This window comes from Amycolatopsis rubida, from assembly GCF_900115345.1.
Classification (GTDB): domain Bacteria; phylum Actinomycetota; class Actinomycetes; order Mycobacteriales; family Pseudonocardiaceae; genus Amycolatopsis; species Amycolatopsis rubida.
This window is the reverse complement of sequence record NZ_FOWC01000009.1, coordinates 198,797-221,530: the sequence shown is the minus strand read 5'-3', so window position 1 is coordinate 221,530 and position 22,734 is coordinate 198,797. Positions and strand designations below refer to the sequence as shown.

Annotated in this window: 24 protein-coding genes, 1 tRNA gene and 1 pseudogene; 11 read left to right on the top strand and 15 right to left on the bottom strand. The window is 69.6% G+C overall.

Annotated features, from left to right (window positions below):
- Positions 1-13: 13 nt before the first annotated feature.
- The 6 genes from BM362_RS30540 to BM362_RS30515 all read right to left on the bottom strand — a co-directional run bounded on the left by BM362_RS30540 (position 14) and on the right by BM362_RS30515 (position 7,626).
- The gene (locus BM362_RS30540) at positions 14-859 is read right to left on the bottom strand and encodes a GP88 family protein (RefSeq protein ID WP_013673400.1); all 846 of its coding nucleotides are present in this window, start codon (positions 857-859) and stop codon (positions 14-16) included.
- Positions 860-915: 56 nt separating this feature from the next.
- Positions 916-2,826, bottom strand: a complete 1,911-nt coding sequence (locus BM362_RS30535; RefSeq protein WP_093575449.1) for a VirB4 family type IV secretion system protein — start codon at positions 2,824-2,826, stop codon at positions 916-918.
- Positions 2,823-4,058, bottom strand: coding sequence for a PrgI family protein (locus BM362_RS30530; protein ID WP_093575448.1), 1,236 nt, complete (start codon positions 4,056-4,058; stop codon positions 2,823-2,825). Before BM362_RS30530 ends, BM362_RS30535 begins: the two co-directional genes overlap by 4 nt.
- On the bottom strand, positions 4,055-6,145 hold the full coding sequence (locus BM362_RS47730; RefSeq protein WP_013673397.1) for a TrbL/VirB6 family protein: 2,091 nt from the start codon (positions 6,143-6,145) through the stop codon (positions 4,055-4,057). Before BM362_RS47730 ends, BM362_RS30530 begins: the two co-directional genes overlap by 4 nt.
- Before the next feature lie 3 nt (positions 6,146-6,148).
- Complete coding sequence (locus BM362_RS30520) at positions 6,149-6,460, bottom strand: pilin (RefSeq protein ID WP_446685013.1); 312 nt, start codon at positions 6,458-6,460, stop codon at positions 6,149-6,151.
- A gap of 188 nt (positions 6,461-6,648) precedes the next feature.
- Positions 6,649-7,626: a hypothetical protein gene (locus BM362_RS30515; protein WP_093575447.1), complete on the bottom strand. Its 978-nt coding sequence runs from the start codon at positions 7,624-7,626 to the stop codon at positions 6,649-6,651.
- Between the two features lie 543 nt (positions 7,627-8,169).
- Between BM362_RS30515 and BM362_RS30510 the strand changes: the two genes are divergently transcribed.
- From BM362_RS30510 to BM362_RS30490, 5 genes are read left to right on the top strand one after another with little or no spacing between them, the layout of a single operon-like run.
- Positions 8,170-9,162: a hypothetical protein gene (locus BM362_RS30510; protein ID WP_013673393.1), complete on the top strand. Its 993-nt coding sequence runs from the start codon at positions 8,170-8,172 to the stop codon at positions 9,160-9,162.
- A 52-nt stretch (positions 9,163-9,214) separates the two neighbouring features.
- Positions 9,215-10,108, top strand: a complete 894-nt coding sequence (locus BM362_RS30505) for a DNA methyltransferase (protein ID WP_093575446.1) — start codon at positions 9,215-9,217, stop codon at positions 10,106-10,108.
- Positions 10,105-10,899 (top strand): recombinase family protein, encoded by a 795-nt coding sequence (locus BM362_RS30500; RefSeq protein WP_093575445.1) that lies wholly within the window; start codon positions 10,105-10,107, stop codon positions 10,897-10,899. Before BM362_RS30505 ends, BM362_RS30500 begins: the two co-directional genes overlap by 4 nt.
- Entirely contained in the window at positions 10,896-11,423 is a 528-nt protein-coding gene (locus tag BM362_RS30495; protein WP_013673390.1) for a VUT family protein, read from the top strand. Before BM362_RS30500 ends, BM362_RS30495 begins: the two co-directional genes overlap by 4 nt.
- Entirely contained in the window at positions 11,420-12,208 is a 789-nt protein-coding gene (locus BM362_RS30490) for a deazapurine DNA modification protein DpdA family protein (protein ID WP_013673389.1), read from the top strand. The genes BM362_RS30495 and BM362_RS30490 overlap by 4 nt, the downstream gene beginning before the upstream one ends.
- 29 nt (positions 12,209-12,237) lie before the next feature.
- Here BM362_RS30490 and BM362_RS30485 read toward each other — a convergent pair whose 3' ends face one another.
- Both BM362_RS30485 and BM362_RS47725 read right to left on the bottom strand, forming a co-directional pair.
- Positions 12,238-12,516, bottom strand: a complete 279-nt coding sequence (locus BM362_RS30485; protein WP_013673388.1) for a helix-turn-helix domain-containing protein — start codon at positions 12,514-12,516, stop codon at positions 12,238-12,240.
- A gap of 466 nt (positions 12,517-12,982) precedes the next feature.
- A complete protein-coding gene (locus tag BM362_RS47725; RefSeq protein WP_041759331.1) occupies positions 12,983-13,570 on the bottom strand; it encodes a hypothetical protein in 588 nt (195 codons plus the stop codon).
- On the opposite strand from BM362_RS47725, the gene BM362_RS50745 reads away from it, so the two are divergent.
- A complete protein-coding gene (locus BM362_RS50745) occupies positions 13,557-14,063 on the top strand; it encodes a recombinase family protein (RefSeq protein WP_107309576.1) in 507 nt (168 codons plus the stop codon). The genes BM362_RS47725 and BM362_RS50745 overlap by 14 nt on opposite strands.
- A gap of 480 nt (positions 14,064-14,543) precedes the next feature.
- Positions 14,544-15,404: pseudogene (locus BM362_RS49435) on the top strand (recombinase family protein); the annotation flags it as partial.
- On the opposite strand, the gene BM362_RS50370 reads toward BM362_RS49435, so the two are convergent.
- The 7 genes from BM362_RS50370 to BM362_RS30450 all read right to left on the bottom strand — a co-directional run bounded on the left by BM362_RS50370 (position 15,321) and on the right by BM362_RS30450 (position 20,334).
- The gene (locus BM362_RS50370) at positions 15,321-15,689 is read right to left on the bottom strand and encodes a hypothetical protein (RefSeq protein WP_342029825.1); all 369 of its coding nucleotides are present in this window, start codon (positions 15,687-15,689) and stop codon (positions 15,321-15,323) included. The pseudogene BM362_RS49435 and the gene BM362_RS50370 sit on opposite strands and share 84 nt — an antisense overlap.
- A gap of 201 nt (positions 15,690-15,890) precedes the next feature.
- Positions 15,891-16,136 (bottom strand): hypothetical protein, encoded by a 246-nt coding sequence (locus BM362_RS49430; RefSeq protein ID WP_049803320.1) that lies wholly within the window; start codon positions 16,134-16,136, stop codon positions 15,891-15,893.
- A 151-nt stretch (positions 16,137-16,287) separates the two neighbouring features.
- A tRNA-Ala gene (locus tag BM362_RS30470) sits at positions 16,288-16,360 on the bottom strand.
- Between the two features lie 73 nt (positions 16,361-16,433).
- A complete protein-coding gene (gene sepX / locus BM362_RS30465; RefSeq protein ID WP_093575443.1) occupies positions 16,434-17,252 on the bottom strand; it encodes a divisome protein SepX/GlpR in 819 nt (272 codons plus the stop codon).
- A gap of 161 nt (positions 17,253-17,413) precedes the next feature.
- Positions 17,414-18,073 carry a GNAT family N-acetyltransferase gene (locus BM362_RS30460; protein ID WP_067575472.1) on the bottom strand — a complete coding sequence of 220 codons (660 nt, stop codon included), beginning with the start codon at positions 18,071-18,073 and terminating at the stop codon, positions 17,414-17,416.
- 3 nt (positions 18,074-18,076) lie between these two features.
- Positions 18,077-19,432, bottom strand: a complete 1,356-nt coding sequence (glp, locus tag BM362_RS30455) for a molybdotransferase-like divisome protein Glp (RefSeq protein WP_202507365.1) — start codon at positions 19,430-19,432, stop codon at positions 18,077-18,079.
- On the bottom strand, positions 19,429-20,334 hold the full coding sequence (locus BM362_RS30450) for a UTP--glucose-1-phosphate uridylyltransferase (protein WP_067575470.1): 906 nt from the start codon (positions 20,332-20,334) through the stop codon (positions 19,429-19,431). Before BM362_RS30450 ends, glp begins: the two co-directional genes overlap by 4 nt.
- A gap of 24 nt (positions 20,335-20,358) precedes the next feature.
- Between BM362_RS30450 and BM362_RS30445 the strand changes: the two genes are divergently transcribed.
- The 4 genes from BM362_RS30445 (at position 20,359) to BM362_RS30435 (ending at position 22,665) form a co-directional block, all read left to right on the top strand.
- The gene (locus BM362_RS30445; protein WP_093575442.1) at positions 20,359-20,949 is read left to right on the top strand and encodes a 5-formyltetrahydrofolate cyclo-ligase; all 591 of its coding nucleotides are present in this window, start codon (positions 20,359-20,361) and stop codon (positions 20,947-20,949) included.
- 49 nt (positions 20,950-20,998) lie between these two features.
- Entirely contained in the window at positions 20,999-21,148 is a 150-nt protein-coding gene (locus BM362_RS47720; RefSeq protein WP_167545492.1) for a hypothetical protein, read from the top strand.
- Positions 21,149-21,546: 398 nt separating this feature from the next.
- Positions 21,547-21,876: an FmdB family zinc ribbon protein gene (locus BM362_RS30440; protein WP_093575441.1), complete on the top strand. Its 330-nt coding sequence runs from the start codon at positions 21,547-21,549 to the stop codon at positions 21,874-21,876.
- A gap of 129 nt (positions 21,877-22,005) precedes the next feature.
- Entirely contained in the window at positions 22,006-22,665 is a 660-nt protein-coding gene (locus BM362_RS30435) for an SAF domain-containing protein (RefSeq protein ID WP_244287340.1), read from the top strand.
- Positions 22,666-22,734: the final 69 nt, after the last annotated feature.

Sequence of the window (22,734 nt, the reverse complement as noted above, 5' to 3'; positions counted from 1 at the left end):
GCGCGAGCTGCGGTCAGGCCGCCCGTGGCTGGTCGCCCGGCATCGAGCTGGGCTCGGCTGTGGGCGGCTGGAGGTGGTCGGAGCGGGTGTTGTCGACGACGAGCCGCAGGTGCTGGCGGCCTCGGCGGGCGGCGCGTTCGGCGTCGACCTCGGCTTGCCACTCGGAGAACCGGCGCCCGGCCAACCGCTTGAGGTAGGCGGGAATGCGGTTGGCAGGCACCCCGACCAGCCGCGGGCCCAGGACCGCGAGCAGGTCGCTGGCTTCCTGCGAGGCCCAGCCCGCCTCGGCGATCGCGGACTCGTCGGGAAACACATCCGCGACCCGATCGACGGCAGGATTCAGCGCGGCATCCTGGGTCCCGCCGTAGGAGTAGACCCACAGAAAATTCGGCGGCGGGTCAGGCTCGACAAGTGCCCGGAAGCGAGACACCTCTTTGGTGTAGGCATAGAAATTCGTGTCGGGGCGTGCACGGCAGATATCCAGCCATGCCTGAAGATAGGAGTCGGAAAAGAAATCGCCGCTGTCATGAATTCTGATCCACGCGCCGCGGAACTTGGTCGCGCTGAGTTCGGCGACCATCGCGGCCTGCCAGCCTGCCAGGTCGTCGAGGACATAGGTGAGGTTCGCCTGATGCTTGGCCCGGACGACCGGCCAGGTATAGGTTCCGTGCCGCGCGTAGCACGCTTGGGCGCAGATTCCGGCGCTGGGACAGGTGTTGTAGGTACGACCATCGGGCAGTCGCCCGGCCCAGGCGGGCAGCGACCAGTTCCATACGCCGATCTGGCGCATCTCGCTGTTTTGCGTCAGGAGCCGAGCAGGTCGCCGGACTGTGGCGGAAATGGGCAGTGATGTAGACATGGGTATCCCCTGAGTGTGATTCGGTGTAAACGGATTAGCGCTTGCGATGAGGGCGGTCAGGCGGCGTCGAGTTCGATGTGCGACGCGTCGCCGTCTCCGAACGAGTCCGCGATCCCCGCGGCGTCTCCTGAGCCGAGTTCGACGAAGGAGTTCTCGATTCCCGACGCGGCGTCGGAATATCCAGCGATTTCCGCGGGGTTCGACGTGACCAACTCGTGCTCGACCGGCGAGGCGATGGACTGGAACGCCACCCGCTGCGTGCCGGTCGACAGGAGCCCTTGGCCGCGGTCGGCTGAGAGCAGGAACTGGCGTTCACCCATGGACAGGTCGAAGGTGCGGGTGATCTCGTCGATCGCCTGGGAGGCTTGCCGTAGCAGGATCTGTGTTGCCGCGTTCGCGACGACGGCTTTGCCCAGGTCCGAACCCAGTACGTCCGCGGTGTCCTGGGTGGCGACCGTGAGGCCGGCCCACTGCTTGCGGCTTGCCTTGGCCATCCGGAACAAGAACTCGGCCCCGGCGGGTTCCTTCATCAACAACCAGGCTTCGTCGACCACGACCAGTCGGGGTTTGCGGATGGCCGGGTTGGAGACCTGCCGCCAGACCGCGTCGAGCGTCAGCAGGGTGCCGATCGGCTTGAGCTCGTCGGGCAGGTCGCGCAGCGAGAACACGACCAGGTGCCCTTCCGGGCGGGTCGAGGTCGGGCCGGAGAACAGGCCGGAGAACGCGCCGGTGACGTACGGGTGCAGCCGCGCCGCGAGCTCGACCCCGGCGGGGTCACCGGTGTCGGCGAGGACCTCGGCGAGGTCGGCCAGCAGCGGCGCCGGGCGGGTCCAGGTCCGCGGATCGGACGTGATGCCGGCGCGTTGGTAGGTCGCGGTGATCGCCCGGTCCAGCGCTGCCCGTTCGGTCGCCGCCAACTCCGCGCCGAGTAGTACTGAGATCACGGTGTGCAGGAACAGCGACCGGCGGATCAGCGCGTCGCGGGGCGCGGTGCGGCGCCCGTCCGGGCGCGTGTGGATCGGCAGGTCCATCGGGTTGAGGCGGACCTGCTCGGCGCCGAGGTGCACGTACGTCCCGCCGACCGCGGCGCCCAGCCGGGCGTACTCGTCCTCGGGGTCGATGACGTGGATCTCGATCCCGCGGTACAGCGACCGCAGCAACTCCAGCTTCACCAAGTAGCTCTTGCCCGCGCCGGAGCGGCCGAGGATCACGCTGTTGTGGTTGTCCAGCGCGAACCTGTCGTGATGCACGAGCCCCTGGCTGCCGACGTTGAAGCCGTAGAGCACGCCGCTCGGCGCACCGACCGAGGTCGGGTCCGGCGGCGGCAGGTCGGGCGAGGTGAACGGGAACGCCGCGGACAACGCCGAAGTGTCGAACGTCCTCCTCATTCCGACCAGATCGAGGCCCATGGGCAGGCTGGTGATCCAGCCCTGCAGGCTGCGGTACGTGGTCGGTTTGCAGTCCAGCAGCAGCGACGCCGCCAACGACCGGATCGCCGCGACCTCGTCGCCGAGGGCTTCCTCGGTGGGGGCGTGCACGGTCAGGTACAGCCCGAGCCGGTAGAGCTTGCCCTCACCGCGAGCGACCCGTGCGGACAGGTCGTAGGCATCCTCGGTGGCTGCTTCGACGTGCGGGTCGATCAACCGTCCCTTCTCGCTCGTGTGCCGGCGACCGGACTCCAGTTTCGACAGCTGCTTCTTGAGCCGGTTGGCCGCGGTGATCGGGTCGATCGGCTCGATGTGCAGCGAGACGTCGACCCGTCCGGGGTAGGTCAGCAGCGGCTGCAACCAGCCGGGGTGGACCTCGCGCGGGTAGCCGACGACGGCGAAGCTGGCGACCCATTCGCCGCCGACTTCCAGCGCGCGGGGGCGCACGGAGATGGCGTCCGGGGTGAACGCGCTGGCCCGCCCGAGCGGCGGCTGCACGGCCTGGGCCTTCCGGCCGCGGCGCTTGGCCGTGGTCTTCATGAGCGGTACCTCCCCGCGGAGTTGGCGTAGTCGTCGGGGTCCTCGGCGGTGTCGTCGAAGTCGTTGTCCCAGGCGTCCTCGGCCTCGCCGAACTCGGCGTCGGTGGGGAACGCGGCGCGGCCGAACGCGCTTGCGTCCCAGCCGTCGTCCGGGGCGGTGGTGATGACCTCGTCCGAGCCGGCGAGACCGGAGTTCGGCGGGATCACGCTGTCGGGGTTGCAGGCCGCGGCGAGCACCGCGGTGGCCTGTCCGGCGTCCAGCGGGGTGACCACGATCCCGGACGGGGACAGCAGCTCGACCGCCTCGCCGAGCCGGCGGACCAGCCGGGCTTCGGCGGCACGGCGGGTGGCGTCGTCGACCGAGGCGGCTTGCTTGGCGGCCCGGCGTTTCGCCGTCAACGCGGCCAGCGGTGAGGCGCCGCCGAGCCCGTCAGTCGGCGTCGTGGTCAGCAGCGGTTCGCGCAGGATCAGCAGGACCTGGCGACGCAGCAGGTCGGTGGCGCGGCCGAGCTGGTCGAGGTACTCGGCGTGCTCGCGCGCAGCCCGTTCCAGCGCCGGGTGCGGCAGGCCGCCGGCCTGGTCGCGGAGCTCGGCGATCTGCCCGGACAGGTCCAGCCGTTCCGCCCGCACCAGCACCTGCACCGGTGCCGTCAAGCTGTGTAGGTAGCGTCCGAAGGAGGCGACGAGGGACTCCTGCTCGGCCGGGGTCCGCAGCCCGAAGTTGATCGTGGAGCAGACCGCGACCACGGCGACGCCGTCCTTACCGAGGTCGATGACACCGGTGTCGGTGACCGCTTCGGCGGGCAGCCGCAGCGCGGCCGGCGAGACCGTCGATGCCGCGGCATCCGTGCCGCCCGCGCTGTCCTTCCGCTTGGCGCGGCCCGTGCTGCTGGTGTTCGCGACCTGGCTGCCCAGCCACTCTGGGGCCGGGCGGATGCCTTCCGGCGCGGCCACCCGGTGCTGCGGGCTCATCCGCTGCCGCAGCGCCGCCAGCACCAACCGGTCCATGGTGATGCCGTCGCGCTGGCCCAGCGCGAGGAACGCGGCGGTCACCCCGATCGGGATGGCGACGATGAGGAACGCCACCAGCGGCACGAACTCGCGGGTGAGCGTGTACGCCCCGTACAGCACGATCCCGGTGACGGCGAGGATGAGCAGCTGCCGCGCGGTCAGCGGACCGATGACGCGGTCCTCGCGATCGACGTCGGCGGGAATCCTTACCGGCTGGCTCATTTCCCTTCACCTCCTGAAGTGGGCTTCGGTGCGCGGAACACCGGCGGCGGAACGGACTGGGTGCGCCGGTAGGCGTCACCGATGCGCGGCTCGGGCTGGGCTTGCCGGAACACCGGCGCGGCAGGAGCGGATGCCGGCCTGGGTGGCGGCGACGGCTGCGGCGCGGGTGGCGTGGCTGGCCGGAACTGCAACTGCGGGGGCACCGACGCGGTGCGGATCGGGCGGGCCGGCGGTGCCGTGGCGCCGCGACGACGCGGCCCTCCGGCGGCCTGAAACTGCGGTGCCGATCCAGGCCGCGACCCTCGCCGCGGCGGGGAGATCGGCGTGGCTGGCGTGGGTGCGGAACTGAACTCAGGAGGCATGGCTGGTCCCTGGTTCGCCGGGGTGACGGCGGGGTCGTGGGTGGTGTCTTGGGGTGAGGGCTGCAGGAACTGCGGCGCCTGCGACGGCAGCCGCGACCGGCGGGCCGCGCGGGCGCGCTCGGCGTCATGGGCCGCCTTGAGCCGCTTGTTGACCATCTCCGGCGTGGGGGCGAGGCGCGGCTGCGCGGGCCACGGCGGATCCGCCGAGCCGCCTCCGCGGCCCCCTCCGCCTCCGCCTCCGCCGCCCCGGCCGCCGGTCTTCGCGGTGCCTGCGGCACCGGCCTTGCCAAGCGCGCCGGTCTTGCCGGCGACCATGCCGAAGGTCTTCGCCGCGATGTAGGCACGGGCCAAGCCACCGAGGAAGGAACGGCCAGAGCCGACCTTGACCGCCTTCAACAGCCAGAAGGGGATCTTGAACAGGATGAAGAACAAGGCGATCGCGGCGACTAGCGTGCCGAGCGCGGACAGGGTCGAGCCGAACAAGTGCACGCCGCCGGAGAGGAACGTTCGGACCGCGGTGATCAGCACCAGCGCCTGGGCGAACTGAATGGCCAAGGTCGCGGTCAGGGCCTTCCACCACCAACGCGCGAGCGGGTCGGTGTGCGGTAGGGCATGGCACATCAGGAACAGCGGTCCACTGATGATCAGAACCAGGGTGATGACGATCCGGACGACGTAGACGACCAACAGTGCGAGGCCGACCACGACCAGCACCAGTCCGACCAGGATGATGAACAGCCCGCCGCTCGCGATGCCCTGGACGGCGTCCTGGAGCGTGTTGCCCAGCGAGGGCGCGTTCACCCCGTCGCCGAGCACGCCCAAGGTCAGCGCGTTGGCCAGCTTGATGAACTTGTCAGCGAAGAACAGCGACAGGGCCGAGGCCAGGAACGCGATCGGGATCCGCGGGCCGATCTCCTTTATGGAGTAGCGCGCTTGGACGCTCTCGTGACCCATCAGCAGGATGCCGCCGCCGAGGATGAAGAAGCCGTAGAGGGCGAGGACGAGCTCCCAGGAGTTGTTCCAGAGCTCACCGATGCCCGGCAGGTCGCTGATGGCCGGGGTGGACAGTGCGGTGTGACCGATCAACTCCAGGATCGGGGAAAGTGCGGCGTCGACGATGCTGCGGAACGCCGAGTTGATGGCCTCGGTGATGCACGCGCCGATGTCGGTGATGCCGCAGTCCGAGTCGCTGTCGCCGTTGCCGGCGCCCGGCTGTTGCGGGCCGGTGTTCGGTGGCGGCGTGGTCGGCTGCGGGATGCAGTCCTCACCGGTGCACGGCTTGCTCGGCGCCGTGGTCGGTGTGGACGAGGTGCAGCCGATCTGGCCGGGGAAGGTGCATGTCGTTGGCGCGGGCAGCCCAGTCGGCAGCGGCAGTGGCGCGGTGGGAAGCGGCTTGGTCGTGGTTGGTGCGGGCAGGTGGCAGACCGGCAGCGGCGAATCCGGCGTGCACGGGTCGACGGTCGGGAGCGGCAGCGGCGGCGGAGGCTGCTGCGGCGCGGCGGGCGAGGCCCACGCGCTCACCGCGAGGACGCCGACCAGGAGCACGACGATGCTCAGCGCCAGCATCCAGCCCGCGCGCCAGCGCCGCCGCGGACCGGCCGGCGGCCGGTCCGCGCTGCCGTCGGAGACCGGGGAGAGCGTCGCTCGGTCTGCGGCGGCAGCGGTCGCGACCGGGCCGCCGGACCGGCGGTGCGGGCGAACCGTGGGCGGGGTGCTGACGGCCATCGGTCAGGCCCCCACGATCCCTTTGAGGATCTCCACGACCAGCGGCGCGAGCGCCGCCAGGCCGTAGCCCCAGCCCGCGGACTTGAACGCGGTCTTGGCCTTCTCGATCTCGCCGGGGTCGCCGCCGCCCATCACGTAGCGGACGCCGCCGATCGACAGGAACACCGTGGCCAGACCGGCCAAGATGCCCATGATCCAGTTGCGGACGTTGTTCAGGACGTCGGTGACCGAGCCGGCGAGGGCGACGACCATCGTGTCGGCGTGCGCCGCCGACGCCGACGCCAGCAGCGCGAGGATCGCCAGCTCGGCGATCAGCGCTACGTGCGACCACCGCCGGGGACGGACCGGAGTCCAGTCCTCCGGCGAAATGATCGGAGCATTCGACGGCCCGCCGCTGGTGAGCTCGTCCGGCGTACGCGCCTCCGTGTGCTGGGCCAACGGCTGCGGATTGCCGTCGAGACGGGCGCTGTGTGGCCCGCTCACGGCGGGGAGGAAACGATCGATCAGGCGCATTGAGGCACCTCCGAAGGTCGGGCTGAGCGCGGGTGTGTCCCGCAGCCCTGAACTCCGGATTTCGCGTCCGTTTTGGACACGCGACCCTGAACTTTCTGCTCCGATCCAACCTCGGCGACGGATACGGACAGTGACGAACGTGGCAAGTCGCGGGTCGGCGTGACCGGGCGCGCCAGGGCCACCGCAGTGGCCACCTGGTCGGTCAGCGGGTCGGTCGGATCGGTCTCGGCGGCGCCGTCGCGCAAGTACGCGGCGAGCCGGAGCTCGGCGCGTTTGCGCGTCTTGTAGACCGCCCACTCGCCGGTCTGGTGCGCCGCGGCCCAGTCCGCGACGGGCACCTCTTCCAACCGGGTCGCACCGATCAGCGCGGCCTCGGTCTGGGTCAGGACTCCGTCCGCGACCGCGCGAGCGAGGACCAGATCCGGGTGTCCCCACGGCGTGTGCGGCGGGGTGGATCGGAAGCCCGGCGCGACCGGAGTCGGACCCGCCAGCGCCTCGGCGAGCGCGTCATATCCGGACCGGTAGGCGGCCCACCGAAGCCGCAGCATGATCCGCGGCGGACGCAGATCGATGGTCGACAACGCGGTCAGAAAGCCGCGCAAGACCTCGGCGTGAACATCGGCCGGATCGCCGGCGAACCGATCGGACAGGGTGGCCGCGACCGAGGTCAGCGCGGGCAGCGCGACCCCGACCGCGGCGACCGTCCAGGTCGCCCCTTCAGTACGGGAGCGCAGCACCAGATGCGCCCACACCGCGTCCCGCGTCGCCTGCGGGCACCGGCGCGCCAGCAGCCGGTCGCGGACCTCGTCCAGCGGGATGTGTCGGTCGGGCAGGCCAGGGAAGAGCCGGCCGTTCAGCGACACCGGGTGCGGCCCGGTCACCAGCCAGGTAAACGTGTCCCGCGCGATATCCAACGAGTTCGGGACAGCCTCGTCGCCACGGCGACGAAAAACGGATTGTGCTGCCATGTCGTGACTCCCACGGCGTCGATGTGAACAACAACGACGTCAGGAAGCCACGACCGATACCACGGAAATACCACGGCATTACTAGGCGCCAACTAGCAAACCGCGCCGAGGCTACTAGCGAACTACTATTTCGCCCCGCGAACGGGGTCGATCAAGATCAACAAACCGGCTCCATGAAGCGAGCGCCTTGATCGACGCTAGTAGCCGATTATCTGCGGTCATAGTCGCTCGCTAGTAGTGCTCTAGTAGGCGCGCGGGTGCCGGTGCGAGCCAGGAGTGAAGATCAACCTGGTGGCGGCGAAAAAATCTTGAAAATTTGACTCAGGGCCGGTCCAGAGGACAGTTCTGGGCGGGCCCGGAGTGGCCGAACCGGTAACTCTCAAGCCGTAGCTTTGACAGAACTGTTCGGGCCCTTTTGAGGTGCGAGCAACGCGGGCAGTCGTGATGCAGAGAAATTTGACGAGGCGTGTCCAAAACGGGGTCGAAATACGGAGTTAAGGGGCGTCAGAACGCACAGCACCCCCTCGCCGGAGGAGACCCGCGATGACCCCGACACACGGCAACGACTCACCAGGAGACGGCTCCCAGGAGCATGGCCCGACCGACCCGCCGACCATCCCGATCCCGCTCCCACAGAGGCGGCGAACACCGCGTCTGCGAGCCCTGCGCCTCACGCTGCGCCATCCGCGTCCGGTCCGGCCGAGCACCGTCTGGCCGTGCGCTCAGGACGACCTTCAGGAAGGCACCGGACTGCTCGCCAACTGGCTGCTGACCGCAGTCATCAAGCTCGTCACCACCTACACCCAGCCCGGCCAACGGGTCCTTCTGCTCGACCCCGCGCCCTACCTCGCGCCACCCGCGTCGTGGTCACCCACCGGGAGTCGCAGCCAGTCCCGGCCCGGCCCGTACGCCGGACTGCACGAAGCCGGCTGGACCGTGGTCCGACTCGGCCGCGGCGTCCAAACCCAGACCGCCGTCGCGCACCCCGACCCGGTCGACGAACCCGCCGATGCCGCGGCAGCCGAGTCCGAGTCCGGACCCCGACCGAACCCCGACAGTCCGACCATCGACCAGCCCGCCGGACCGTCGACAGGCCGCCGGACCGGATCCGATCCGACTGCAACCGGCGTCGGTCCGGACCGCTACGACCTCGTCATCACCGCGGCCGACCCGCGCACCCTCGACTGGTTCCGCCCCGCCGACTGGGCAGGCTTGCTCACCCCGACCGGCACCCTCGCCGTCATCACTCACGGTGACCGTTCCCGTGATCGACTCACCGACCCCGCCGGCTCGCTAGTGCGCGCCGCGCACCGCACTGGACTGCGCTACCTCGATCGCATCGCACTGCTGCGTGTCCCCGTCCGCGACGGCGCGCTCGCGGTCGCGACCCCCGCCCCGCACCCCCGGCCGCAGGGCCCAACGCCACCGCTCGCGACCCCCGCTCGGCACACCCAGGTGCATGACGACCTCCTGGTGTTCACCCGCCAGCCGGCCCTGACCGACTCCGCCGACGGGGAGGAGACCTCCGATGCCTGACCGTCCCACGTCGCCCTGGCCGCTCCCCCTACCGCCGGGGGAGGAGCCGCTGATGCCGCCGCTGTCGGTCTGGCCGACCGGCCAGCGTGACCCGCTCGCGCAACTGCGCGACGCCGGCTGCGTGCCCGGCACCGAGACCGACACCGAGCGGATTCCGCCCGCCGTCGCCGCCCACGCGATCGCCCTCTACTCCCGTCCCGGCGACCTCGTTCTCGACCCCGACTGCGGCGCGGGCACCGCCCTCGTGGAGGCGCTGCGCACCGGCCGTCACGCGCTCGGACTGACCGCCCGCACCCGGTGGTGGACGCTCACTCGCGCCAACGTCACCGCCGCCAAGACCGCGGGCGCCTGGCGCGACGGCTCGGTCCTCGACGCCCGCCCGAAAGTCCTCGCGACCGTCCGAGCCGCCGGGTTGATCGGCCGAGTCGGACTCGTCCTGACCGCCCTGCGCACCGCGCCAGCCGACCCCAACACCCAGGCGAGCGGTCCGGACCGCGACCCGGTCGAGTCCGCCCTCGCTGACCTCGCCGCGACGCTGCTCTACTGCGAGCCGCTGCTGCGCTCCGGCGGGCACGTCGCCGTCATCGCGCGACCGTTCCGGCACCCGGACGGCTCGCTGGTTGACCTGACCAGTCGGCTCATCGCCGCCGCCACCGCGGCCGGGTTGGCGCCGGTCGAGCGGTGTATCGCGCTGACCGCCGGCCTGCGCGGCAGCCGATTGGTCACCCGAGCCTCGCTCGCCGAGCGTCGCGCTGCTGCCCGAGCCCGCGCCGCCGGTGCGCCGACCGCGCTGACGGCGCACCACGAGGTGCTCGTCTTCCAACTCGCCCACGACGCCGAACTCGCCGCCGCGACGGCAGCCGGCATCCCGTGGCCGACTGAGGACGACGTCATCCGGCCCGCCGTCAACGGCGTCACCTACCCCGGCTGGAGGCGAGCGGCATGACCACCCGCCTGTACTGCCGCGAGTGCGGCTGGCACCCCGAGTTCCGCCGCAAGCGCGCTGCCCTCCGTGCCGCCGCCCGGCACCAGTGCACTGGCACACCGGTGGCGGAGATCCGTCCACCGTGGTGGTCCCGATTGTGGACAAATCTGTGGACAACTAGGTCGGATGCATCCGTCATCGACACCGAAGACGGGGCGGTCGACCAGGCCGGTGACGACTTACTGGCCGACGCTCACGGCAACCGGATCCAGTGGGCTGCGCTCTCGGCGCACCACGCCGAGACCACTCGTCGCGCCCGCGCCGCGATGGTCGAACTCGTCCGGGCCGGCTACCAGATCGGGCCGCCGCCCTACGGCTACCGTGCCTTGCGCATCCGGGTCACCGACCCCAGCGGACACAGCAAACTGCGGGCGGTCCTCGTCCCGGACTGGCAGACCGCCGCGGTCGTCAAGCAGATCTTCATCTGGCGCGCCGACCGCGGCCTGACGTTCGCCGTCATCGCCGCACAGCTCAACAACGACCCCCGCCAGTACCCGGCTCCGGTGCCCAACGGGCGGTGGACCGCCAAGGCCGTCCGGCGGATCGTCACCAACGTCAAGTACACCGGGCGCCAGGTCTGGGCCCGCACCGTTGCCGGCCGCCCGGCACCGGTCGAGCAGTGGGTCACCTCGGCGCCGAAGGTGCACGAACCACTGGTTGACGAACGCACGTTCCACCGCGCCCAGCCCGGCGCCGCCGACAGTCCGCCCGATGCGGAGAACTCGGCCGATACCCGGCCGAGTGCGGCATGACCACCCGCCGGTGGCGCGTCGCCGCCGGGATCCTGGTCGCCGCGTACGCGGCGACGATCGCCGGAGCGAACTGGGCAACGACGCTCTGGCCGGCGGTGGCGGTGGCGGTGGCGGGCCTGCACGTTCCCGCAGGCTCGCTCCTCGCCGGGCTCGCGTTCACCGTCCGAGACCTTCTGCAGGACGCTGTCGGCGCCCGGACAACGCTGCTCGCGATCTGCCTCGGCGCGGCGTTGTCCGGCCTGGTCGCCGAGCCGCGCATCGCGCTTGCCAGCGCGGCGGCGTTCGCCGTCTCGGAACTGGTCGACCTCGCCGTCTACACCCCGCTGCGCGACCGGAGTCGCCTTGCCGCCGTGGGTGTGTCGAACGCGGTGGGATTGCTCGTCGACAGCCTGCTGTTCCTGCCGATGGCCTTCGGCTCGCTGACCTACCTCACCGGCCAACTCGTCGGGAAGACCGCCACCACGCTCTTGGCGGTCGCTGTGCTTGGTGTTGTCCGCGCTCGCCGGAGGGCGGTGCCGGCGTGAAGTTCTACCTCGGCGTCCACCAGCCCATCTGGCTGACCCGCGTGCCGGACATTCCCCTGCTGGTGTCGCACCGGCGGCTCGGCCACCGCCGCACCCTGCCCCGCGCCACCACGGAATGGGCCCTCGACTCCGGCGGCTTCACCGAGCTGCAGCTTCACGGGCGCTGGCAGATCGAGGAGAAGGACTACGTCCGGGCGGTCCGGCGCTACGCCGACGAGATCGGCAACCTCGCCTGGGCGGCGCCGCAAGACTGGATGTGCGAACAGCGCATCCTGAAACGCACCGGCTTGACGGTCCGCGAGCATCAACGGCGGACCGTGCGCAACCTCGTCCGCCTGCGGGAACTCGCGCCTGAACTCCCGTGGGTGCCGACGCTGCAAGGTTGGACTCTGTCGGACTACGAACGCTGCGCCGACCTCTACGAGCGGGCCGGGATCGACCTGGGCGCCGAGCCGCTCGTTGGGATCGGCACGGTGTGCCGGCGGCAGAGCAGCGCCGACGTCGAGCGCATCATGCGCGCCTTCGCCACGCGCGAGTTGAACCTGCACGGTTTCGGCATCAAGATCACCGGCCTTAGCCGGTACGCCGAAGCTCTCTCCAGTTCGGACTCGATGTCCTGGAGCATGCGCGGTCGATACGTACCCGGATGCGGTCCGAGCCATCGCACCGAGTCGAACTGTCTGCGCTTCGCGCTCAGCTGGTATCGGCAGATCCGAACCACGCTGGGGTCGGCAGGACTGTCCGCGGACAACGTGTCCCCGCAGGTATCGAGGAGGGCTGCGTGATGGCCGTCGCCGCGTCCGCAGCCGCGAGCTCACTGCTCGCCGCGGGACTCCGTGGTGTCCGGTTCGACGAGCGAGACATCGCGTGGCGTGTCGATCCCGAACAACTCGTTGGGCGTGCACCGCAGCGTCGTGCACAGCGCCTGCAAGGTAGCCACCTTCACCTGGATCGGCTGCTTCTTGATCAGCACGTCAACCGACTGGAGGGACAGTTCGAACCCAGCGCGCTGGATGAGGAGTTCGCGCAGCTGGGTCGCGGTCCAGACGTCGCGGGAGGCCATGACCTTCCGCAGCCGCCACTCGATCTCCACCCGCTGCCGCCCGTGTTCGTCGCTCCGAGGCGCTTCGCGCCGTCGCCAACCGACGCTCAGTGTCCCCGATGGCGACGAAGGCCGGCCGCCGCACGTCCGGCGTGTTCAGCAGCCACGCACGATCAACAGGCAAAGCATGAGCTATTCAGGCTGTACCAGATTTACTCAGGTGCTACCTTAGTTGAATGACAGACCTATCCCCGGTTCGGGAGAGAGGAGGTGCTTCGGCGCACGTCACGTTCATCGCCATGCCGACGCGCCGCCGTCCGCGGCCAGCGCCGGTAGAGATCTTCTGGACTCGCGTCGACCGCTCATCTCGCGCTGACGAGGTGACCCAGTACCCGTTCGGCCAGGCTCACGGTCCTGTCGAACGGCAAGAGTCCAGCACGGCCACGAGCGCCGGCCCCGCACACGTGCACTCGGGGAGTAGAGGCCCGTTGGTCGTGACAGCTTCGGCGGTCCCAGCTCATTCAACGCATGTCATGGTGCGTGCCCGCGTCGCCGCGAAACCCGCCTCGCGCGGACCGGCGACCGCAGGTGTCGGCGGCTGGGAGTGCCCGCTGTGTCGACGGTTCCTGTCGCCGACCAGCAGTCCCATGAACCCCCGCCAACCGCGGACTTCATGGGCACGAAGGGGGCGCTCATGTGCGCTCAACCTCGCACCCCTGACCAGCCCAACGACAACTGCGCCGACGTTCCTGCTCCGGCCAACCAGGAGCAGGAAAGCCCCATCAGTGCGCCGAACAGGCAACCCCGACGACGCGTTGGCGCGGGCCGAGCCGTGCGCAATGTGGTGGTGCGCGGCGTCCGCCGCGATCCACCCGACATGCACAAGCTCGCGCGTGTGGTCGCCAGCCTCGCAGCTGACTTGGTGCAGGCCGAAGCCGGCGAACAAACGCTGCCCGCCGAGCCAGGCACTGCGGGCGTCGACCACCGCGACCACCGCCGCGACGCGGCATGACGCCGCGCATTCGCGCTTGCGCAACGAACGCAACAGATCGAAGCCGCACGCCATCGACTCGAAAGGACGGTCCAGCACAATGCCGCCTGTCACTTGCGATCCCCGCAGTCCTCGCGACACACACCCGCGGGCTCGATGCTCGATACGCGTCGGTCTCTACCAGCGGTGGCCCACTCTCCGCGAAAGTGACCACCTGCAGACCTACGTCGCGTCTCAACCCGGTTGGTACATCGCTCTCCGCGGCAGCGATTACGCATCAGGCGGCACGCTGAAACGTCCAGGGCTGCAACGGATATTGGCAGCGGCCCGATCCGGTGACCTCGACGTGCTCGTCGTCAATCACCTGTACAGCCTGTCCCGCAAGACGCAGCACCTCGCCTTCGTTCTCAGCGAGCTGACGTCCCGAGGCGTGCGGGTCGTCTCGGCCGCTGATCCCGCCCTCGACACAGAGACCGCGCACGGCCTCTTTCTCGTCCGCGTGGTGACTGCCGTCGCGGAGATCGAGCAGACCGGGGCAGTCGCAGATCGACGCGACCGTCGTCGGCACGAGCAGCGATCCGGCGACGAGTCGCCGCTCGCGGGCTAGCCGCAATCCCGCCGCGGCCCACTCCGCCGAACAACACCATCCAATCCGAACGACCCACAACGAGGTGTCATGACCAGCGCCTACGCCAACTCGGTCAACGAAGGTCAGCAGCGCTGTCCTGTCCCCACACAGCGACCGTCGGATGCCCCCGCGACCGACGCCCGAGCCGTGATCTACAGACGCGTGGCCTCCGACCGGGCCGAGAGCGAGCACAGCGTCACGGCCCAGCGTGAGGCATGTCTGCGCAGGGCCAGGGAACTGGGCTTGTCGGTCATCGACGAGTACGTCGCCCCACGCGCTCGACTCTGGCCCTGGCCGAAGTGCCAACCGTTCCGACGCATCCTCGCGCGGTTCCGCAGCCGGTGAGACACAGCAACCCGTCATTACTTCGCCGCTCGTCGGTAGCGCGCGATCCAGCCGCCAGGACCCACTCGCCGGTTGCCCGGTCCTCCGTCCAAACCGCCCCCAGAAGGAGGTGTCATGACCAGCGCTTATGCCGACTTCATCGATGAACTGCAGCAGGACGTCACCATCCCCATCCAGCCACCGATGGACGACCTTGCCCCCGGCACCCGCGCAGTGATCTACCTGCGCGTGTCCTCGACCGGGCAGGTCCGAACCGACTACAACCCGGAAGGCATCTCCATCCCGGCCCAACGGGAAGCGTGCCTTCGCAAGGCGCGCGAACTGGGCGTCACGGTCATCGACGAGTACGTCGAACCCGGACGCTCGGGAACGGAGATGACCAAACGCGAAGCATTCCAACAGATGCTCGCGCGGGTCCGCAGCCAGGGCGACGTCGACGTCATCATCATCTACCAGCTCTCGCGCATGGCGCGGAACCGCTACGACGACGCGATCGTCATGGCGGACTTGCGCAAGCGCGGCGTCACGCTGGTCTCGGCCACCGAGGCCATCGACGACACCCCCGTCGGCCAGCTGATGCACGGCATCCTGGCCACGTTCAACGAGTACCAATCCCGCCAGTCCGGTGCCGACATCGCCTACAAGATGGGCCAGAAGGCCCGCAACGGCGGCACACTCGGCCGCGCGAAGATCGGCTACCTCAACCACATCGACCACTCCGACGGCCGCGTGATCCGCACGATCATCGTCGACCCCGAACGGGCGCCCTTTGTCCAGCTGGGTTTCGAGCTCTTCGCTACCGGCGACTACACGCAAGAAGAGCTAGCTGACGAGCTCTACGACCGCGGCCTACGCACCAGGGCCACCCGGCGACACCCCGCCAAGAAGATCTCAGAGAACAAGATCTCGCAAATGCTGCGCGATCGCTACTACCTCGGATACGTCGAGTACGACGGCGAAGAAATCCAGGGGCGGCACGAGCCCCTCATCGACGAGGACCTCTTCGACACCGTCCAGGAGATCCTCGAATCTCGCATGACGGCACAAGAACGCCGTCGCGTCCACCACCACTACCTCAAGGGCTCGCTCTTCTGCGGACGCTGCCAACGCGACGGCATCAAGCGACGGATGATCATCCAACGCACCATCAACTCGAAGGGCGCCGAGTACCTGTACTTCTTCTGCCGCGGCCGGCAAAAGGGGCTGTGCCAAGCACCCCACGTCAATGTCACGCTCGTCGAGGACGCAGTTGAGCGCCACTACTCCGCGATTCGCTTCAGCCAGCCGTTCATCGCTGACATGCGCGACCAGATCGATGCCGTGCTCGGCGAGCAGGAAAAGTCCGCACGCCTACTGCGCAAGCAGATCACCGCACAGCTCAAGGAACTCGACACGAAGGAGGAGAACTTGATCGACCTCGCCGCCGACAGCACACTGCCTCGGACCAAGGTCAAGGAGAAGCTACGCGACATCGCCCGCGAACGCCGCCGGCTGGAGGAGCGCCTCGACACAGCCAACGCCGACCTCACCGACAGCGCTCAGCTCGTCAACGCCGGCCTTGCCCTCCTCGAACAGCCCGACCAGCTGTACCGACGCTGCAACGACCAACAGCGGCGCCTCCTCAACCAGGCGATCTTCCACGCCCTCTACATCGAGGACGACAAGATCACAGACGGTGAGCTCCGTGAGCCCTTCGGCGAGCTCCACGCCATCCAAGATCAGCGGGCCGGAGCAACCGGCGCGGAGGGTGCAAGCAAAAGGACCACCCGCGATGCGGGTGGTCCTTGCACGCCTTCAGGCGTCGCGGTCCTACTTCGTGGCCTTCATTCAGGCACTTGTTCTAGTAAGACCTCTAAGGTGGAGCTGAGGGGAATCGAACCCCTGACCTTCTCGATGCGAACGAGACGCGCTACCAACTGCGCTACAGCCCCTCAGGAGCGTGAGCCCCTGTTGTTCAGTGCTTGGAAAGCTTAGCAGCGCCCTCCAGGCACCGAACAGCGGGGGTCACTCTCCGACTGCCCGGCGGTACGGGCTCGCACTGGGCTCGGCGAGTTCCTCGAACGCGGGATCCTCGTCGTCCAGGTCGACCACGACCGCCTGGCGGCGAATGCGGGACATCGGGGACGGTTTGCGCTCCACGATGTCGCGCGGCACCTCGGGTGCGACGACCTCGACGTCCTCTTCTTCCTCCTCTTCGAGGGAGTCGTACGCCTCGTAAGAGGGAGCAGGAGCTGTCGTCGAGTAACGGGCCATCCGGCGCTGCCGGATCTCGTTCTCGATGCGGACCTGACGGCGGAGGTACACGAGGTAGCCGACGAGGGCGAGGTCCACGGCGACGTGCGCCCACCACGCGAGCGAGATGGCGAATCCGGCGATCGCGGCCGTCACGACGGCGGCGATCAGCAGGATCACGACCACCCGCTGACGGAACGCGTACTTCGCCTTGGCCGCGATCTCCGCTGCCTCCGGGTCGAAGCCGCCCCGGCCAGGCCGGTAGCTGCGGCGTTCGCGGCGCGGCTCGGCGGCGCGTTCCGCGCGCGAGGGCTGCGGGAGCGGCTCCGGTTCGGCTTCGGGCTCGGCGTCCAGGTCAGCGTCGAGTTCCGCCTCGAGTTCGGCGAGATCATCCTCCACCGAAGGATTCGCATTGTCGGGCATGGCGTCGTCCTCCTGTCCCTCGTTGCGAGCACTGCCCCTTCGCACTACCCGGGCGGCCAGCGCGGAGGTTGGCGTCCGCGCGACTTGCTGGCGTTTGCGAGCCACCATGGGCACGAGAACGACGAGCCATGCCGCGGCGAGCGCGACGATGATCACCGAGCTGGGCATCTCCCGTCACCTCCCCCGATCCTCTGCTGTAGTCACGCTAGCCACAACAGTCACACAGGAGGCGCAGACTCGCCGGGTTCGATCACGAAAATGCATCACCGCATTAGGTGAATCTCACAGGATGTGGTAACGCGTGATCGGTTTAGCACGCGTAGTCACCGTTAGGCCAGGTCGGCGCGGCCGGACGCCACCAGCCGGGACACCAGGCCGTCGCCGGTCTCCTCTTTTGTCACGGCGAAACACAGGTGGTCACGCCAGGCTCCGGCGACATCGAGGTACCGCTCGAACAGCCCTTCCTGCCGATATCCGGCCTTGGTGAGCACGCGGATGCTGGCGTTGTTCTCCGGCCGCACGGTGGCTTCCAGCCGGTGCAGCCCGGCGGCATCGAAAGCGTGATCTGTCACGAGGGCGACGGCCGCGGTGGCCACGCCTCCCCGGACGATCTCGGACGACACCCAATACCCGATCCAGGCCGACCGGAGTGCGGCGCGGATCACATTACCGACAGTGATCTGCCCCGCGAACTTTCCGTCAACCGTGATTGTGAACGGCAGGCACTGCCCCCGCCGCGCGAGCCCGCGCAACGCCGCCCATTGCGACGGCCACGACCAGAACGCGTTGCGGTCGGCCCACGGCCCGATCCCGGTCGGCTCCCACTCCTCAAGGTGCTCGCGGTCGCGCAGCCGGACGCGGCTCCACTCGCCGGCGTCGCGCAACCGCACCGGGCGCACGGCCAGCACGCCTGCCGGGATCCGCAGGGGGCCGAGCGTGGCGGGCCAGCCGGGATGCCGGTTTTCGACCGAGTCGGCGAGTGCGGCCACGGATCAGGCGCGCTGGGCGAGGAAGGTGACCTTGACCTGGTCGCCCGCGGCCACCTCGGTGAGATCCTCCTCGACGGTGATGAGGCAGTTGGCCTCGGCCAGCGACGCGAGCAGGTGCGCCCCCGAGGTCCCAAGAGGCTGCACCAGGTACTCGCCGTTCGCCTCGTCGCGCAGCAGCTGGCCGCGCAGGTAGCCGCGGCGGCCCTTCGTCGAGGTGATCGACGACAGCAGCCGCGCTCCGACCACCCGGCGGTGCGGGTTGCGCGTGCCGCGCGCGGTGCGGATCAGTGGCCGTACCAGCACCTCGAACACCACGAGCGCGCTCATCGGGTTGCCTGGGATGAGGAAGGTCGGCACCGAGTCCGGGCCGAGCCTGCCGAAGCCCTGCACCGATCCGGGGTGCATCGCGACCCTCGTCAGGTCGATGTGCCCGAGGTCGGACAGCGCGGCGTGCACCTCGTCGCCGGAAGACCCGCCTGCCCCGCCCGCGACGACCACGATCTCGGACATCAGCAGCCGTCCTTCGACGACCTCGCGCAGCCGCTTCGGATCGCCCGGCACGATGCCGACCCGGCTCACCTCGGCGCCCGCGTCGCGAGCGGCCGCCGCCAGCGCGTACGAGTTGACGTCGTAGACTTGGCCGACCGACGGCGTGCGGTCGATGTCCACCAGCTCGTCGCCGACCGACACGATCGACACCCGCGGCCGCGGGTAGACCAGCACCTTCGCGCGGCCGACCGCGGCCAGCAGCCCGACCTGCGCGGAGCCGATGGTGTCGCCCTTGCGCACCGCGACATCGCCGATCTGCACGTCCTCGCCGGCCCGCCGCACGTAGCCCGCTGACGGCACGGACCGGGTGATGGTGACCTTGGCCTGGTGGCCGTCGGTGTAAGCGGTCGGGACCACGGCGTCCGCGAGCGTGGGCAGCGGCGCGCCGGTGTCGACCCGCACCGCCTGGCCTGGCTGCAACCGTCGCGGCTGCCGGGAGCCAGCCGGGATTTCGCCGACGACCGGCAGCTGGACCGGTTCCTGCCCGGCGGTCTGCACATCGACGCTGCGGACCGCGTAACCGTCCACCGCCGCCTGGTCGAACCCGGGCAACGCGTGCTCGGCGACCACTTCCTCCGCGCAGAGCAGGCCCTGCGCTTCGGAGATCGCGACGCGAACCGGACGCGGGCGCACAGCGGCGTCGAGGGTGAGCGCGATCTGCTCGTCGACCGAGCGGAAATCGCCGGGCTCGGCGGATTCTTCCGGCGAGGCGACGATTTCCGCCGATTCCGCCGCGGGGACGGCCTGGACTGCCGGTTCGGCCACGTCTTCGGTCGGGACGGCGGGGGTGGAATCGAGGGAGTCCGTCATGGGCGATCGTTTCCGATCCGTTCGGTCAGCCAGGTGCGCAGCGACGGCCCGTAATCCGGGTCCTCAAGCGCGAAATCGACGGCGGCGCGCAGGAATCCGCCCGGGTTGCCCAGGTCGTGCCGCCCGCCGCGGTGGACGACGATGTGCACCGGGTGTCCCTCCTGGATCAGCAGCGCGACGGCGTCGGTGAGCTGCAGCTCACCGCCCGCGCCGGGCTCGATCCGACGCAGCGCGTCGAAAATCGCCCGGTCGAGCAGATACCGCCCAGCCGCGGCGTAGGTCGAGGGCGCGTCCTCCGGCTTGGGCTTCTCGACCATGCCGTGGACCTGCTTGACGTCCGGGTCGTCGGTGTCGGTGACGTCGAAGACGCCGTATGGGGAGATCTGCTCCTTCGGGATGTCGAAGGCACAAAGCACGCTTCCGCCGTACTGGGCGCGAACGGCCGACATCCGGTCGAGGACCCCGGCGGGCAACACGAGGTCGTCGGGCAGGAGAACGGCGACAGCGGTGTCTTCGTCGGTGAGGTTCGGCTCGGCCTGCGCGACAGCGTGCCCGAGCCCGAGTGCCTGTTCCTGGATCGCGACCTCGACGTCCAGCAGCTCCGGCCCGCGACGCACCTTCGCCAGCAGTTCGGTCTTGCCCTTGTCCTCGAGCGTCTTCTCCAGGTCCGGCATCGCCTCGAAGTACCGGACGACAGCTTCCTTGCCCGGCGAGGTGACGATCACCAGCCGCTTCGCTCCCGCGCTCGCCGCCTCGGTCGCGACGATCTCGATCCCCGGCGTGTCGACCACTGGCAGCAGCTCTTTGGGCACCGCTTTCGTAGTCGGCAGGAATCGCGTGCCGAGGCCTGCGGCAGGCACGATGGCGGTTCTGAAGGTCTGGGTGGTTGAGGCGCCCGTCATGGGCGCAAAGCCTAACCTGGTCTCATGCACGAGCCGGGCAATGAGACCCCGAGCAAGGCGGAGTGGCGGACACGAATCCTTCGCGCCCGCGCCGAACTGCCCCCCGAAGCCCACGCTCGCGAGGCAGCCGCCCTGGCGGCAGCGGCATCGTCGATCCACGCGGAAACGGTGTGCGCGTACCTCCCTTTCGGCACCGAACCCGGCCAGATTTCCCTGGTGAACGCCCTGGCCGCGCGCGTTCTGCTGCCAGTCATCCCGGACACGCCCGGCCCGCTCGACTGGGCCGAGTACACCGGCCCGGACGCCCTGGTCCCCGGACGCCTCCGCGGCGTCCTGGAACCATCCGGCCCACGCCTGGGCACCGCCGCGGTGGCCTCGGCACAGGTCCTGTTGATCCCAGCCCTGGCCGTCGACCGCCACGGCACCCGCCTCGGTCGCGGAGCGGGCTACTACGACCGCACCCTGACCGCCGCGCCCAACACCGCCCGCGTGGCTGTGGTGCGCGCGGAGGAGGTCGTCGACCGTCTCCCGGCCGAACCCCACGACGTGCCCATGACCGCCGTCCTGACACCCTCCGGCCTCATCCAGCTGCCAACGGCTGCCGCTGCTCGGTGAGACTGCCGCTCGGCTCAGCGCGAGCTGCCGCTCGGCTTAACGCGACACAGTGCGAGCTGCAGCTTGGCTCAACGCGACACAGCGCGAGCTGCTGCTCGGCTCGGCGCGGGCTCTGCTCGGCTCAACGCGGCTCGGCGCGGAAGTGGTCAAGACCACTCGATCGGTCACCGTGTTCGGCGCCGCCAACCGAACCCGATGACCGCCGTCATAGCCCACCGCCGAACCCGATGACCACCATCGTGACCCGCCGCCCGAACCCGATGCCGCCGCCCAGCCACGAACCGCCCAAACCACGCATCCGCACACAACCCACACCAGCACCCGCTCCCTCGCGACCGCCAAAACCCGCCGCGAGCAAGCCCGCCCACAGACCTCGCAGGCCCCGCCAAACAGCCCAGCAACGGCCCACCCGACCGGACCAGCCGCAGTCCAGTCACCCAGCCGCCGCCACCCATGACGCCCTGACCAGCGCTAACTCGCCATCATCCCTTCCGCGCCCGCACTGTGAGCAAGGGGTAATTGCGCAGAGGGAATGCTGTCCAGCACAATTGGGTTAGCACTCTCGTAGGTCGAGTGCCAGTGCATGAAGGAGCTTCAGTGCCCACGTACCAGTACGCCTGCAAGGAATGCGACCACCGCTTCGAGGCGGTGCAGTCCTTCTCCGACCCCAGCCTGACAGTCTGCCCGCAGTGCTCCGGTCCACTGCGCAAGGTCTTCAGCTCGGTCGGCGTGGTCTTCAAGGGCAGCGGGTTCTACCGCACGGATTCGCGTGATTCGAGCAAGTCGAGCGCCTCCGCGACCCCGGCCAAGACCGAGAGCGCCACGTCCGACTCGTCGTCCACCACCTCCTCTTCGTCGACGTCTTCTTCGTCCTCGAACACATCCTCCACGACGAGCACGACAAAAACGGCTCCCACGCCCTCCTGACCCCCGAGTTATCCACAAGGGGCCAGTTGTCCACAGGTTCGCGAATCGGCTCTTCCGGCCGGTTCGCGACGTCCTTAACGTCGGATTCGTGCGGTATCCCGCCGCACCGGAACCGACGAGGGGACAACCGTGAACACCTTGCTCAGCCGCCTTCCCGCGCTGCCTGACCTCCGTCTGCCGCGCGGGCGGCGAGCCCGGATGCTCCGCCGGTGTCTCGCGGCGGCCTTGTTCTTGGCCGGCCTGCTCGTCCTGTTTCTCCCGCCCTCTGCGCGAGGCGCACCCGCCACCTCGACGGTGGTCTCCGCGCGCGACCTGCCCTCGGGGTCGGTCCTGCACGCTGCTGACGTGCGGACTGTCGCGCTGCCCGACAACCTCCGCCCGTCTGGCGCGCTCGCGGCCACTGACGCGGCGGTGGGTCGGCTTCTGTCCGGCGCGGCCCGCGCCGGCGAGCCCCTCACCGACGTTCGGCTTCTGGGCAACAACCTCCCCGTAACGGGTGAACCCGGCGCGGTCACCGTGGCCGTCCGGCTCGCGGACGCGGCCGTCGCCGAGTTGCTTCGGCCGGGCCAGCGCGTCGACGTCGTCGCGGGCGCGGATACCACAAATTCCGCGTCTGTGCTGGCCAGAGGGGCTTCGGTGGTCACCGTCCGGCGTCCCGACGATACCGGGAATCGCGCCTTGGGCCCGCCGCAGAAGGGTCCGCTGGTACTGCTCGCGCTGCCGACCCAGGTTGCCACGCAGGTCGCTGCTTCCTCGCTCGAACGACCGGTAACGGTTACTCTCCGCTAACCCGACCCTGTTCCGACGGGCGACAGCTGTTTGAAGACGGCCAGCCGCCTGTCCCGAATCCCCTGGGAG